The sequence below is a fragment of the Caulobacter sp. GW821-FHT12A07 genome, assembly GCF_058807655.1.
The window spans coordinates 367089-381122 of the sequence record NZ_JBXAQX010000003.1 but is presented as its reverse complement, the minus strand read 5'-3'; the positions used below and the strand labels follow the sequence as shown (position 1 = coordinate 381122).

Below are 14034 nucleotides of genomic sequence, written 5' to 3'. Positions count from 1 at the left end.
AGGGTCCGCCGGGCGCGAGGGGGAAGTAGAGAAGGCTAGAAGGTCACGCCCAGACGCAGGCCGTAGGTGCGCGGCGGGGCGTAGTATTCACCGGCCCCGTTGGTGGCCAGGCCCGTCGTCGAGTTGGGCGACGAGGCGGTGCGGACCGTGTCGTCCTCGAGGTTGCGGACATAGCCCTGCAGGGTCCAGCGATCGTCGGCGCTGGCGTAGGTCAGGCTGACGTCGGTCTTGGTGAAGGCCCCTTCCCGGTTCTGGGCGAAGCCGTGGTACTCGAGGTTCTTGGCGCTTTCGTAGTGGCTCTGGATCCGCCCCGTCAGCGTGCCGCCGAAGCTCAGGTCCCAGATGTGCTGGTAGCCGAGGTTGATGCTCCACTCCGGCGTGCGGGCCATGCGGCAACCGGAGAAGTCGGTCGAGCGCGGCGCGGCGGCCGAGTAGTTGGTCGTGTAGCAGGCCGCCACCGACGCATTGGCGCTGTTATTGGAGAACGAGTCCCCGCGCGGCAGCACGAAGTCGGTGTATTCGGCGTGCAGCCAGCCCAGGGTGGCGTCGATGCGGTCGTGCTCGGTGATCGCCAGATTGGTCTCGAACTCCAGGCCATAGATCTTGGCCTTGTCGGCGTTGAGGGTGACCGTGGCGTCCTGCCCGCCGATGGTGCCCAGGGCGCTGACCTGGAAGTCGCGGTAGTCATAGAGGAACGCCGTGGCGTTCACCTGCAGGCGGTTGTCGAGGAAGCGGTTCTTCACGCCGGCCTCGTAGGAGGTGATCTTCTCCGGCGCGTAGACGTTGTCGGTGACGCCGTCGTAGTAGCCGCCCGCCTTGTAGCCCGTGGCGATGTTCGCATAGAGCATCGAGGTCGAGGTCAGGTCGAAGTCGGCGCCGATCTTCCAGTTGGTGGCGTCCCACTTGGCGTTGGCGATGTTGGCCACCACCGTCGAGACGATCGCCCCGCTGGAGTTGGTCAGGTAGGTGCCGCCGGTGCGGCCCTTCTTGTCTTCGGTGTAGCGCAGGCCGCCGGTGACGCGGAACCGGTCGGTGACCTCGTAGGTGGTCTGGCCGAAGACCGCGATGCTTTCGGCGGTGATCTCGGGCTGGATGAACGACAGGTACGAGTTGGTCGCCAGGAAGACGCGGAAGTCGACGTTGTTGTCTTCGGTGAAGCGGTAGAGGCCCACCACCCACTTCAGCTTGCCGGTGTCGCCGCCCAGGCGCAGCTCGTGCGACCAGGTGTAGTCCTTGCCCAGGAAGTAGTTCGGCGCGCCCGTGCTGGCGTTCTCGCCGCTGCGGTCGAGCTTGGAGAAGTTGTAGCCGACCAGATAGGTCAGGGTCGCGAAGCCCAGCTCCCAGTTGGCCTCGGCGCCGGTGCTGAAGAAGCGGTTGTTGCGATAGATGTTGGTGGCGCAGTAGCAGGTCCAGGGATCGCCGGTGACCTTGGTGGTGCCATAGGTCTGGTCGCCTCCGCCGGCGCCGCCCTGGTGCAGGTAGTCGGCGTTGACCAGCAGCGAGAAGCTGTCGCTAGGCTTCCACAGCACCCGCACGCGGGCCGACTTGTCGTCCTGGTCGTAGCGGTCGTTGCCGCCGGTGCCGGGGCCGGCGTTGATGGCGTTGACGTAGCCGTCGTGGCGGCTCTGCTGGAACGAAGCGCGGACGGCCAGATCCTCACCGAGCGGCACGTTGATCATGCCCGAGGTGGTGATGGCGCTGTAGTTGCCGACGTCGAGCGAACCTGCGCCCTGGTACTCGCCGAGGAGCGGCTTCTTGGTGATGACGTTGATGGCGCCGGCGGTGGCGTTACGGCCGTAGAGCGTGCCTTGCGGGCCGCGCAGCACTTCCACGCGGTCGATGTCGTAGAACAGCGCGCCCAGCGAGGTGGCGCGGGCCTGGTAGATGCCGTCGATGTGGTAGGCCACCGCCGGGTCGCCGACCTCGGTGGTGTTGGTGCTGCCGATGCCGCGCAGGAAGACCTGGGCCGTGCCGGCGCCGCTGTTGGTGATCTGCAGGGCGGGCACCTGGCTGGCCAGGTCGACCACGGTCTTGACCCCCTGGGATTCCAGCTTGTCGCCGGTGACCGCCGAGACGGTCAGCGGCGTCTTTTGCAGGTTCTCACTACGCCGCTGAGCGGTGATGACGACCTCGTCGAGCTGCACGGCTTCGCCCTCTTGGGCGAAGGCGGCGGGCGCGTTGAAGCAGACGACCGCCAGGGCGGCCGAAGCGAAGAGCATGGTGCGCATGTCTGTCCCCTTTCCTGCGCGGACCGGACGACGGATCGACGCTTTCGCGTCGCCGGTTCCAGCCGGTTCCCGGCGCCGTTTTGGACGTCCGGGATATGTTTCCTCCGCCCCTTGTCCCGGGGCTTGAGCCGACGCTGCGCTGGCGGGATGTCCCGATGACGACAACGTTGTCGTAGATTGACATCACGATACGACAACGTTGTCTATGCCATTTTCGAAAGACACCGCTGTCTGGAATTTTGATTGCTAAATCATGGATATTAAGGGATTCAAAATCCCCAAAACCTCGAAAACTCGACCACAACCCACCTCAACCGGCCCGAGAGCTCAGGGCTTCGGAGCCGCCGACGAGCCGCGCTCCACGAGGTGATAGTCGAGCTGCCTGGCGGCCGTGCGGTTGCGGAAACGGGGGTCGCCGAATCCTTCGATCAGCATCTGCGCCGCCGCCTCGGCCATTTCGGCGATCGGCTGGTGCACGGTGGTGAGGCTGGGCCAGGACGATTCCGCCAGCGGACCATCGTCGAAACCGACCACGGTGAGGTCCTGCGGCAGGGAAAGGCCGCGCTTCGACGCCGCCGAGATCACGCCCAGGGCCATGGCGTCGTTGGCGGCGAAGATCGCGGTCGGCGACTCAGACAGCGCCAGCAGTCGGTCGCCCGCCTCCAGGCCCGACAGCGGCATGAAATCTCCATTGGCGATCCATTCGGGCTGCACCCGCGCGCCGCGTTCGGCCATGGCGGTCATGTAGCCCTCGCGCCGGCGACGGGCCGAGCCGTGGTCGGCGGGGCCGTCGATGAAGGCGATCCGCCGATGCCCGAGATCCCACAGGCGGGCGGTCATGTCGTGGGCGGCCTGCTGGTCGTCCATGAACACGTAGGGCGAGCGGCCGAAGTCGCGACCGGGCGCGACGCGCACATAGGCCAGTCCCTGGGCCTCGATGGTCGCCAAAATCTCGGGGTCGTCGCAGATCGGCGGCGTCAGGACGAGACCGTCGAAGCGTCCGGCCTTCAGCGCCTCGGCGAAGGTCGGCCCCCTGCCCTGCCCCAGGTCGTCGACCTGCTCGATGACGAGGTGATAGCCGGCACGGCGGCAGGCGCGCATGGCCCCGACCTGAACTTCGCCGACATAGTGATAGGCGCCGACCCGCATGAAGACCACGCCGATCAGGTAGCTGCGACGGCTCGACAGCGAGCGGGCCGAGACGTTGGGGCGGTAGCCCAGCTTGGTGATCAGGTCCTCGACCCGGGCGCGGGTCTCGGGACCGACGCCTTCCTCGCGGTTGATCACCCGCGAGACGGTCTTGATCGAGACGCCCGCCTGCTTGGCGATATCGACGATGGTGATGTCGCTCATGCGTCCCGCTCGGCCCTTCGCGGACCACCGCGAACGCCTGTGGTAGCGGGCGACGCGATCACCTCGCAAGCCCTGCCCTAACGGCAATCGACGACGCGGGGATCCAGCAGGGTCCGGGCGGCGCAGGCCGCGTGGGTCAGGGGGCGGTGATAGGTGAAGGGCGCGTAGAACAGGAAGCCCAGCAGCACCGCGCCCGCCCCGCCGGCCAGCAGCAGGCCGCGCCGGCGCGCGAAGACCGGCCAGCGGGCGCTGGCCTCCTCGAAGGCCAGGACCGCCAGGGCCCAACTGATCAGCAGTCCGGGGAAGTAGTGGTAGAGGTACAGGACCCGCTGCTGGGCCAGCACCAGATGGGCGGCCATGAAGATCGCCCACCCCGCCAGCAGGGCCAGCATCAGGCGCCGACGCGTAGCCGCCTCGCCATCTCGCGCCCCGCGCAGGACGAGCAGAGCCGCCGCGCCGAGCACGCCCAGCAGCCCGATCGTCCAGCCCGCCGGATTGCCGGCCAGCTGCAGGTAGCTGGTCGTGCGGCCGTCGCTGTCCCAGCGGTAGTTGATCGCCCCGCCCATCACCGGCCAGGCCAGGGGCGAGGAGCCGTTCGGGTCGGCCTTGGGCGTGCCGGCGAAATCGCCGGCGATGTAGCGCCGATAGTCCGCGCCCGCCGCCCAGACCACCGCCGGCGACAGCGAGCGTTGTCCTTCGAGGAAGGCTCGATAGGTCGGCGAGACGAAGGCGGCGTCGCGCGCGCCGGCCGGCTCGCCGCGCATCGGCGGCAGGGGCGCGACCGCCAGATGGACGACCATTGTCGCCAAGATCGCCGCCAGGCCGCCGACCGCCAGGGCGCCGGCGTGAACGGTCGCCGTTCGCCACGGACGAGGTCCGCGCAGGGCGAGCGCCGGCAGCAGCAGGCCGATCGGCGCCAGGACGAGCGCATTCAGCCGCACCATCGCCGCCAGACCGATCAGGCCGCCGAAGGCCAGGGCCTCGACGAGCCTGGGGCGTGGTCGATGCGCGGCGATGGCCAGGACCAGCAACGCCCCCAGCAGGAAGACCGACTGGAAGGCGTCCAGGTGTCCGGCCCGGCACTGCACGGCCAGGGCGTTGTCGAAGATGTAGAGATTGGCGAAGGCCAGAGCCGCGCCCAGGCGGCCGCCGGTCAGCACCAGGGCCAGCCGGAAGAACAGCGCCGCCCCGAGCACGCCGAACAGCACCGAAGCGGCGCGAACGCCCCAATAGCTGTAGCCGACGGGGACGTCCTCGCCCTTGACCGACTTGGTCTCTGCCAGGCGGTGCACCGGCAAGTCCTGGTTGTCGTCGACGACCAGTGCGCCCGCCGCGATCAGCATCAGGCCGAGCGGCGGGTGCGAGGCGAACTGGGCGGTGCGCTCCAGATAGCGCTGGGTCGAGGTCAGGTAGTAGGCCTCGTCCCAGATCGGTTGGTTCGGAGAACCCAGGCGCGGGACGAGGACGAGCGCCGACAACACGGCGACCAGCAGGGTCGCCAGCCATCGCTCCTTCGCCGTCGCTCCTCCCGCCCCCACGGCCATGCGTCAGACCGCCAGGCCGACCACGACCGTGCCGGTGTAGCCCGCTGACACGCTGCCGCTGAGGCTGGGCGTCTGGGCGGCGATCTGGGCGCTGGTGTTGTCGCCGAAGACGTTGTCGCTGGCGATCGTGATCGCGGCCTTGTTGGTGACGCTGGCGCTGTAGCCTGTGGCGCCGGCATAGACCGTGTCGCAAGCCGCGCTGGGCATGGCGAACTGCGAGACCAGCACGCGGTTGGCGTAGCCCGTGGCCGTCGCCAGGCTGGGATAGACCTCGAAGTGGATGTGCGGCCAGCGACCGGAGTAGCAGCCCGGGAAGATGGTGGTGAAGGTCACCTGGCCGTTGCTATCGGTCACCTGCACGCCGCGCAGGTAGTTCTCGCTCTGGATGCCGCTGGAATAGAGCGAGTAGGTGCCGTCGCGCGTGCAGTGCCAGATGTAGATGGCGTAGCCCGACAGCGCCGCGCAGCTGTTGTTGGTGTTGACCAGGGTGATGGTCAGGGTCAGCTGCACGCCCGGCGCCGTGGTCGTCGAGCTGCCGAAGCTGGACCGGATGTCGCTGCGCACCACGCCGCTGACGGCCAGGATGTTCGACACCGTGCCGTTGACGCTGTTGGAGCCGTCGCTGGGATAAGGGCCGTTGGTCTCGGTCGGGTCGGCGATGCAGCTGCTGACCGAGGACGAGCTCGACGAGCTGCTGCTGGAACTGGAGCTCGAGGAACTGGACGAGCTGGAGCTCGAGCTGCTGCTCGACGAGGAAGACGAGGTCGAACCGCCCGAGCTGGAGCCGCCGCCTCCGCCGCAGGCGGCGACCAGGGCGGCCGTGCCGCCCGTGGCGAGCCAGGCCAGCATGCGGCGACGCTCGACGATGCGAGCGGTCATGATCGCCAGGTCATGCTGCAGGCCCAGATCGTGCTCTTCGATGGGGTGGTCGTCGTGCATGATGTCGCTGCTCCTCCGTGCGTGCGTCCGGAGCTGCCGCCCGCGTTGCTCGGGCCGGCGCTTCGGCGTCCTGCTTTTGAAACAGTGTAATTCGCTGGAAATATGCCGGATGGGTATTTCGGGCGTATCAGCACCCCGAAAGGCGATACAAAACCAATACATAACGACAAATTGCGGACGACTTGACCTCCCAATACTGGCTGCATGGGTTGGGAACCGCAAAGATTCCGTACTTTTCAGCAGCAATCGCGAAAGCTGGCGGCCGCCTGCGGCCTGGCGCTGGCCGCGACCGGCGCGGCCCACGCGCAGGTGTTGCAGATCGAAGACGACGGCGCGGTGCGCCAGGTCGGCGGCGGCTGGCCCCAGGCCTTCGAAAAAGCCCCCGCCCCGCTCGCTGAAACCACGAACATCCCCGCGCCCTATCGCGACGCCGTGCTGGCCGCGGCCGCGCGCTACGACCTCAGCCCCGCCCTGATCGACGCCGTCGCCCGCTCGGAGTCGGGCTACGACGCCAAGGCCGTTTCGCCGGCCGGCGCGATCGGCGTGATGCAGCTGATGCCGGCCACCGCCCGCGCGCTGGGCGTCGATCCGACCGATCCCACGCAGAACATCATGGGCGGCGCGGCCCACCTGCGCGCCCAGCTCGACCGCTTCGACGGCGCCGTGGACCTGGCTTTGGCCGCCTACAACGCCGGCGGCGGCCGGGTGGTCCAGTACGGCGGCGTGCCGCCCTTCAAGGAAACCCGCGCCTACGTGGCGACCAATCTCGACCGGCTGGCCAAGGCCGCCGCTCCCCCTGCCTTTTCTGGAGAAGCCCCATGACCGCCCGCCTGTTCACTGCCGTCACGGCCGCTTCCCTGGCCGTCGCGGCCCCGGCCTTCGCCAGCCCGCAGGGCGCCCAGCCGATCGCCAACGCCGTGGCCTGGGTGCAGGGCACGCTGCTGGGCAACGTCGCCACGGCCGTGGCGGTGATCGCCGTGGCCATGGTCGGCTTTCTGATGCTGACCGGCCGCATGAACTGGCGGTTCGGCGCCACGGTGGTGCTGGGCTGCTTCATCCTGTTCGGGGCCGGCACCATCGTCGCGGGCATCCGCGCCGCGGCGGGCTGACCGGTCATGGCCGACCTCGTCCGCACCCCGATCTTCCGCGCCCTGACCCAGCCGCAGATGTTCGCCGGCGTCACCTACAGCTTCTTCGTGATCAACGGGATCGTGACGACGGAAGCCTTCCTGGTGACCCGCTCGTTCTGGGCGCTGATCGTCGCGGTCGTGGTGCACGCGATCGGCTACGTCGCCTGCCTGAAGGAGCCGAGGATCTTCGACCTCTGGCTGACGCGGGTGAGCAAATGCCCCCGCGTCGGAAACTGGCGCCGCTGGCGCTGCAACAGCTACGCCCCCTGAGAGCATGGCCATGACCCGCGCAAAGCCCAACTGGACCGGTTTCGCCGCCTGGACGCAAGGCGAGCAGCGCGCCGGCGACCGCCTGCCCTATGACGGCCTGATCGACGAGCGCACCGTGCGCCTGCGCGACGGCTCGCTGATGCAGGTGCTGCACCTGGAAGGCTTCGCCTTCGAGACCGCCGACACCGAGGAGCTGAACCACCGCCAGGCCCTGCGCGAGGCGGCGCTGCGGGCGATCGGCGGCTCGCGGTTCGTGGTCCGCCACCACATCCTGCGCCGTCGGGTGCAGGCGGGGCTGACGGCCAGCTTCTCCGATCCGGTCTGCCGGATGATCGACCAGCGCTGGCAGGCGCGGATGGCCGGCCGCAGCCTGTTCGTCAACGACCTGTTCCTGACCATCCTGCACCGCCCGGCGCGCGGCAAGGCGGGGCTGGTGGACCGCGCCGCCCGCCTGCTGAACGCAGGCATGGGCGAGACCGCCCGCCAGGCGCAGGAGGCCCGCGACCTACGCGACCTCGACGCCGCCCGCGAGGCGCTGAGCGCCGCCCTGCAGGCCTATTGTCCCCGCGCGCTGGCCAGCTACGAGACCCCGGCCGGCCGATGCTCCGAACCGCTGGAGTTCCTGTCGGCCCTGTTCAACGGCGAACTGCGGCCGATGCTGTGGCCGGCTGGCGACGTCGGCCAGCACCTGCCCTATCGCCGGGTCAGCTTCGGCCTCGACGCCCTGGAGCGCTCGGACCTCGGCGAGGGCAAGGACTACGCGGCGATCCTGTCGCTGAAGGACTATCCGCCCTCGGCCGCGCCGGGGATGCTGGACGCACTGCTGCGCCTGCCTTTCGAGATGACCCTGTCGGAGAGCTTCGCCTTCGTCGATCGGCAGATCGGGCTGGAGCGGGTGGACACGGCCCTGCGCCGCTTCCGCGCGGCCGACGACGACGGCGCCAGCCTGCGCCAGGGCCTGGTCGAGGCCAAGGACGACCTCTCCTCAGGCCGCTCGGTGCTGGGCGAGCACCAGATGAGCCTGCTGGTCCGCGCGCCGGACCTTGCCAGCCTGGACGGCGCGGCGGCGGCCTGCCTCTCGACCCTGGCCGACCTCGGCGCCGTGGCGGTGCGCGAAGATCTGGGCCTGGAGCCGGCCTTCTGGGCGCAGTTCCCAGGCAACGAGGCCTATGGCGCGCGGCGAGCCCTGATCTCGACCGGCGCCTTCGCCAGCCTGGCCTCGCTGCACAGCTTCCCGACCGGCCGCGCCAAGGGCGTGCACTGGGGCCAGGCGATCACCGTGCTCGAGACCACCTCGGCCACGCCCTATTTCTTCAACTTCCACGCCGCCGACCTCGGCAACTTCACGATCATCGGCCCGTCGGGTTCGGGCAAGACGGTGGTGATGAACTTCCTGGCCGCCCAGGCCCAGAAGGCCCGCCCGCGCACCGTGATCTTCGACAAGGACCGCGGGGCCGAGATCTTCGTGCGGGCCATCGGCGGCGGCTACTCGGTGCTGCGGCCGGGCGAGCCGACCGGCTTCAACCCGCTGCAACTGCCCGACAGCCCGGTCAACCGCGCCTTCCTGCGCGACTGGGTCGCCCGCCTGGCCTGCGGTCCGGGCGAGACCCTGACGCCGGACGAGGCGGCGCTGGTCGCCGGGGCGGTGGACGCCAACTATGACCAGGATCCGGCCTTCCGCCGCCTGCGCTACTTCCGCGAACTGCTGGGCGGCCGTCGCCGTCCCGCGCCGGGCGATCTGGCCGCGCGGCTGGCGCCCTGGTGCGGCGAGGGCCCGCACGCCTGGCTGTTCGACAACGAGACCGACCGCCTGGATCTGGACGCCAAGGTCCTGGGCTTCGACATGACCCAGCTGCTGGACTCGCCCGTCCTTCGCACCCCGGCGATGATGTACCTGTTCCATCGCGTCGAGGAGCGGCTGGACGGCGAGCCGACCATGATCCTGATCGACGAGGGCTGGAAAGCCCTGGACGATCCGGTGTTCGCCGCCCGCATCCGCGACTGGATGAAGACCCTGCGCAAGCGCAACGCCATCCTGGGCTTCGGCACCCAGAGCGCCCGCGACGCCCTGGAGAGCCAGGTCTCGACGGCGATCATCGAGCAGGCCGCCACCCAGATCTTCATGCCCAATCCGCGCGCCCAGGCCGAGGATTACGCCGACGGCTTCGGCCTGACCGAGCACGAGCTGGACCTGGTGCGCGCCCTGCCCGCCCACGCCCGCTGCTTCCTGGTCAAGCACGGCGCCCACAGCGTGGTGGCGCGGCTGGACCTGTCGGACATGCCCGAGATCGTCACCGTGCTGTCGGGCCGCGAGACCACGGTGCGCCGTCTGGACGAGCTGCGCCGGCGGCTGGGCGACCACCCGGCCTTCTGGTGGCAGGAACTGACCGGGACGCCCTATCCGGGCCCGACGCCGGTGGCGGTCATCGCCGCCGCCAGCGAGGACGTCATCCCGCTGCGGAGCGCGGTCTCGTGAGCGCCTGCCCCGCCCTGCTGAGCGCCGACGGCGGCCTGGCCGACGGCATGGCGGCGCTGGACTGCCAGCTGAACCTGGCGGTCAGCGCCGGCTACGGCCGGCTGTTCGGGATGGGCGGCGTGTTCGGCGCGACCCTGACCGGGCTGCTGACCATCTATGTCGCCTTCGTCGCCTATGGCCTGATCACCGGCCGCACGCGCCTTGGCCTGTCGACCCTGACGCCGCGCATGGTGGTGCTGGGCCTCGTCCTGACCTTCGCCACCGCCTGGCCGGCCTATCAGGCCGTGGTCTACGGCCTGCTGACCGGCGGCCCCGACCAGATCGCCTCGGCCCTGCTGGGCGCGCCGCACGGCGCGGCCCGCGCCTTCGCCGCGCGGCTGGACGTGGTGTTCGAGCAGGTGGCGGATCTGGCCAAGGACCTCGGCCAGGCCGGACCGGCCAACGACCCGCAGGCGCAGACGGCCGTCAAGCTGACCTGGGCCAGCGCCCTGATGCTGCTGATCAGCACGGCGGGCCTGCTGATCGTCGCCCGCATCGTGCTGGCGGTGCTGCTGGCGGTCGGCCCCGTGTTCGTCGTGCTGGCGCTCTTTCCCCGCACGCGCGGCCTGTTCGAAGGCTGGATCAAGACCGCCAGCGCCCTGGCCTTCACGCCGATGCTGCTGACCCTGGGCGGCGCCGGCGTGCTGGCGGCGCTGGGACCGGTGATCGCCGCCATCGGCGACGACCCGGCCGCCGCCGTGGCCGAGACCCGCCCGATCCTGACCCTTTTCCTGGGCTCGATCATCTACGTCCTGCTGCTGCTGGCCCTGGCCTGGGCGGCGTGGAACATCACCCGCGGCTGGCGGCCGTTCGGCGGTTCGAGCGAGGCCGCGCCCGCCTCCGCCGAGCCGGCGCGGACCATGCACGCCGCCGCCGGGACTGTCGGCGCCGACGGACGCGCGGCGCTCGACGCCCGCACGGCCGCCGTGGTCGCCGCCGTCTCCGCGCCGCCGGCGACCCGACGCGACGCCCCCGCCGACCGCCGCATGGAGATCGCCCAGCAACCGACCGCCACGTACTCGGCCGCGCCGTCCCTGCGCCGCGCCGCCGCACGCCCCCGCGCCGAGGGCCTGGGCCAGCGTCATCGCCCCCAGCCCGCCGCCTCCCCCCTGACCGCGAACCCTGGATCATGAGACACGCCCTGCTCCTGCCGGCCCTCGCGGCCGCGCTCGCCCCCTTCGCCGCTCAAGCCGCCCCTCAAGCAAATGACGGCCGCATCCGGATGGTCGACTACGACGACGCCGTCGTGGTGCGCGTCGACGGCTGCTTCGGCTTTCAGACGATGATCGAGTTCGCTCCCGGCGAGCGGATCGAGAACGTCGGCCTGGGCGACGCCGCCCAATGGCTGGTCGCGCCCAACAAGCGCGCCGACATGCTGTTCGTGAAGCCGGCCTACAAGACCAGCCACAGCAACATGACCGTCTCGACCGACAGGCGACGCTACAGCTTCGAGCTGGTCGCCAGACCGACGGCCGCCTGCGCCAAGGGCCAGGTCGTCTACGACCTGCGCTTCCGCTATCCGCACGAGCCCGCCGTCGAACTGGCCGGCGCGGCGCCCGTTCCGACCGCGCCCGCCGAGCCGGTGGTTCCGCCGCCCGAGCAGCGCAATCTCGCCTACACCTTCACCGGCGCGGCCGACACCGTGCCGATGCGCGTGTTCGACAACGGCAAGGCGACCTATTTCCGGTGGTCCGAAGGCACGACCACGCCAGCCGTCTACGCGGTCGCCACCGACAAGTCCGAGAGCCTTGTCAGCTTCACCTCGCAGGGCGACTGGCTGGTGGCCAGCCAGGTGGCGCCGGCCTTCGTGCTGCGACGGGGCAACGCCGTGGCGGTGTTGCACAACGATTCCTACCAGACCCCCGCGCTCGACGCCGCCTCGCCGCAGCCGCGCCCCGAGCCGCCGGCAAAGCGCTCGCGCCTGGCGCTGTTCTCCTCCAGCAAGGGCAAGTCCGATGTTCGCTGAAGCCGACCGCTCCGGACACGACCCGCGCCGCCGGCTGTCGGCCGACGACCTACGGCTGGCCTCGACGACCGCCGCGCCGGACGTCGCCCGCCCGCCTTCCGCCGCCGACGGCCTGGGCCTGGCGGCGGGGGTGGTCGCGGCCGTCGCCCTGGGCGGGATCACCCTGCTGACGCTGAACGCCAAACGCACCGCGCCGCCGCCCGCAAGGCCGGAATCCGCGCCGGTCGCCACGCTCGCCGCAACGCCGGCGCCGCCCGCGCCGGTGGTCCTGGCCGCCGCTCCACCGCCGCCCGCCGCCGCGCCCCAGGTCGCGCCCGGACCGCCGCCGCCCGTCGGGGTGGATCCGAACCAGTCGCGGGCCGGGCCGATGGTCATCGACAACACGGCGATCGAGGCCTCGGCGCCGCGCGTCTCGGGCGGACCGGCCGCCCCGGCCGCGCCGCAGGGACAGCTCAGCGCCGACGAGCAATTCGCGTTGCGGGCCGGAAACGACGCCCCGCCCAGCGCCCGCGCCTCCAGCCTTTCCGACCCGGCCGGCACCGTCGTGCAGGGCGCGATCATCCCGGCGGTGCTGGAGACGGCGCTGAACTCCGACCTGCCCGGCTACGCCCGCGCCATCGTCAGCCGCGACGTGCGCGGCTTCGACGGCACGCGAGTGCTGATCCCGCGCGGCAGCCGGCTGATCGGCCAGTACAAGAGCGGCGTCGCCACCGGCCAGAGCCGGGCCTTCGTGGTCTGGACCCGCCTGATCCGCCCCGACGGCGTCTCGGTGCAGTTGGCCTCGCCCGTCACCGACGAGACCGGCCAGGCCGGGGTCGGCGGCAAGGTCGATCGCCACTTCGCCCAGCGGTTCGGCGCGGCCATCCTGTTGTCGGTCGTTTCCGGCGCGGCCTCGTCGCTGGGGAACGGCTCGTCGAGCACGGTGGTCATCGGCTCCAGCGGCGACGCGTCCAGCGCCGCCAGCCAGGCCCTGCAGACCGACGGCAAGATCTCGCCGACCATCCGCGTGGCCCAGGGCACGCCGGTGCAGGTGTTCGTGGCCCGCGACCTGGAGTTCGGCCGGTGAACGCCCCGGCGGCCGCCTTTCCCCCGCAGGACGTCTATCTGCGCACCTATCTGGCGCCGTTCGCGCCGTGGCTGGAGCGCGCCGACGTCTCGGAGATCCTGGTCAACCGGCCGGGCGAGGTGTGGATCGAGACCGCCGGCGCGCGGAGCATGCAGCGCGTGCTCGTCCCCGCCATCGACGACCGGCTGCTGGAGCGGCTGGCGACCCAGGTGGCCCGCTGGACCTTCCAGGGCGTCAATCGCCAGAGCCCGCTGCTGGCCGCCACCCTGCCCGGCGGCGAGCGGTTGCAGATGGTCGGACCGCCCGCCACCCGCGCCGGCTGGGCCCTGGCCATCCGTCGCCACCGCCTGGCCGACCTGGACCTGGAGGCCTTCCGCAAGGGTCCGCTGCCGCCGCCCGCAGCGTCCGTCGCGCCCGAAGCCCTCGACGCCGCCGCCCGCCAGGAGCCGATCGAGTTCCTGCGCGAGGCCGTCGCCGCGCGGAAGACGATCCTGATCTCGGGCGGCACCTCGTCGGGCAAGACCACCTTCCTCAACGCCCTGCTGCGCACCGCGCCTATCGAGGACCGCATCGTGCTGGTCGAGGACGCGCCGGAACTGGCCCTCAGCCAGCCCAACGCCCTTGGCCTGGTGGCCGTGAAGGGCGACGAGGGCGAGGCGCGGGTCGATGTCGACGACCTGCTGCAGGCCGCCCTGCGGCTGCGTCCCGACCGGATCATCCTGGGCGAGATGCGCGGCCGCGAGGCGGCGACGTTCCTGCGGGCGATCAACACCGGCCACCCGGGCTCGCTGAGCACAGTGCACGCCAGCACGCCGCGCGGCGCCCTGGAGCAGATCGCCCTCATGACGATGCAGGCGGGGCTGGCGCTCTCGCGGCGCGAGACCATCGACTACGTCTCGACCATGGTCGACGTCGTCGTGCAGCTGGGCCGAATCGGCGGCGAACGGCGGATTCTCGACATCCTCACGCTCAACTGCGGAGCGGAACGATGATCGGGTTTCCCGCCTCGGTCGCAAATACCAC

At 70.7% G+C, this 14034-nt stretch carries 12 protein-coding genes; 8 read left to right on the top strand and 4 right to left on the bottom strand.

What is annotated here, in order from left to right; all coding sequences use genetic code 11:
* Window positions 1-35: 35 nt before the first annotated feature.
* The 4 genes from AC1RRS_RS08320 to AC1RRS_RS08305 all read right to left on the bottom strand — a co-directional run bounded on the left by AC1RRS_RS08320 (window position 36) and on the right by AC1RRS_RS08305 (window position 6064).
* The gene (locus AC1RRS_RS08320; protein WP_492854720.1) at window positions 36-2228 is read right to left on the bottom strand and encodes a TonB-dependent receptor; all 2193 of its coding nucleotides are present in this window, start codon (window positions 2226-2228) and stop codon (window positions 36-38) included.
* Between the two features lie 327 nt (window positions 2229-2555).
* Window positions 2556-3581: a LacI family DNA-binding transcriptional regulator gene (locus AC1RRS_RS08315; RefSeq protein ID WP_492854719.1), complete on the bottom strand. Its 1026-nt coding sequence runs from the start codon at window positions 3579-3581 to the stop codon at window positions 2556-2558.
* A 77-nt stretch (window positions 3582-3658) separates the two neighbouring features.
* Window positions 3659-5125 (bottom strand): phospholipid carrier-dependent glycosyltransferase, encoded by a 1467-nt coding sequence (locus AC1RRS_RS08310; protein ID WP_492854718.1) that lies wholly within the window; start codon window positions 5123-5125, stop codon window positions 3659-3661.
* Between the two features lie 3 nt (window positions 5126-5128).
* Window positions 5129-6064 carry an intradiol ring-cleavage dioxygenase gene (locus AC1RRS_RS08305; protein WP_492854716.1) on the bottom strand — a complete coding sequence of 312 codons (936 nt, stop codon included), beginning with the start codon at window positions 6062-6064 and terminating at the stop codon, window positions 5129-5131.
* A gap of 204 nt (window positions 6065-6268) precedes the next feature.
* Here AC1RRS_RS08305 and AC1RRS_RS08300 point away from each other — a divergent pair, with 204 nt between their 5' ends.
* Genes AC1RRS_RS08300 through virB11 form a run of 8 tightly spaced genes read left to right on the top strand, consistent with a single transcriptional unit; the run spans window position 6269 to window position 14003 of the window.
* Window positions 6269-6886, top strand: a complete 618-nt coding sequence (locus AC1RRS_RS08300; protein WP_492854714.1) for a lytic transglycosylase domain-containing protein — start codon at window positions 6269-6271, stop codon at window positions 6884-6886.
* Entirely contained in the window at window positions 6883-7173 is a 291-nt protein-coding gene (locus AC1RRS_RS08295) for a TrbC/VirB2 family protein (protein ID WP_492854713.1), read from the top strand. Before AC1RRS_RS08300 ends, AC1RRS_RS08295 begins: the two co-directional genes overlap by 4 nt.
* Window positions 7174-7179: 6 nt before the next feature.
* Window positions 7180-7464, top strand: coding sequence for a VirB3 family type IV secretion system protein (locus AC1RRS_RS08290; RefSeq protein ID WP_110119444.1), 285 nt, complete (start codon window positions 7180-7182; stop codon window positions 7462-7464).
* 10 nt (window positions 7465-7474) lie between these two features.
* Window positions 7475-9940 (top strand): VirB4 family type IV secretion/conjugal transfer ATPase, encoded by a 2466-nt coding sequence (locus tag AC1RRS_RS08285; protein ID WP_492854712.1) that lies wholly within the window; start codon window positions 7475-7477, stop codon window positions 9938-9940.
* Complete coding sequence (locus AC1RRS_RS08280) at window positions 9937-11112, top strand: TrbL/VirB6 family protein (RefSeq protein ID WP_492854711.1); 1176 nt, start codon at window positions 9937-9939, stop codon at window positions 11110-11112. The genes AC1RRS_RS08285 and AC1RRS_RS08280 overlap by 4 nt, the downstream gene beginning before the upstream one ends.
* Window positions 11109-11945, top strand: a complete 837-nt coding sequence (locus tag AC1RRS_RS08275) for a TrbG/VirB9 family P-type conjugative transfer protein (RefSeq protein ID WP_492854710.1) — start codon at window positions 11109-11111, stop codon at window positions 11943-11945. Before AC1RRS_RS08280 ends, AC1RRS_RS08275 begins: the two co-directional genes overlap by 4 nt.
* The gene (locus tag AC1RRS_RS08270; protein ID WP_492854709.1) at window positions 11935-13011 is read left to right on the top strand and encodes a TrbI/VirB10 family protein; all 1077 of its coding nucleotides are present in this window, start codon (window positions 11935-11937) and stop codon (window positions 13009-13011) included. The genes AC1RRS_RS08275 and AC1RRS_RS08270 overlap by 11 nt, the downstream gene beginning before the upstream one ends.
* Window positions 13008-14003: a P-type DNA transfer ATPase VirB11 gene (gene virB11 / locus AC1RRS_RS08265; protein ID WP_492854708.1), complete on the top strand. Its 996-nt coding sequence runs from the start codon at window positions 13008-13010 to the stop codon at window positions 14001-14003. The genes AC1RRS_RS08270 and virB11 overlap by 4 nt, the downstream gene beginning before the upstream one ends.
* Window positions 14004-14034: the final 31 nt, after the last annotated feature.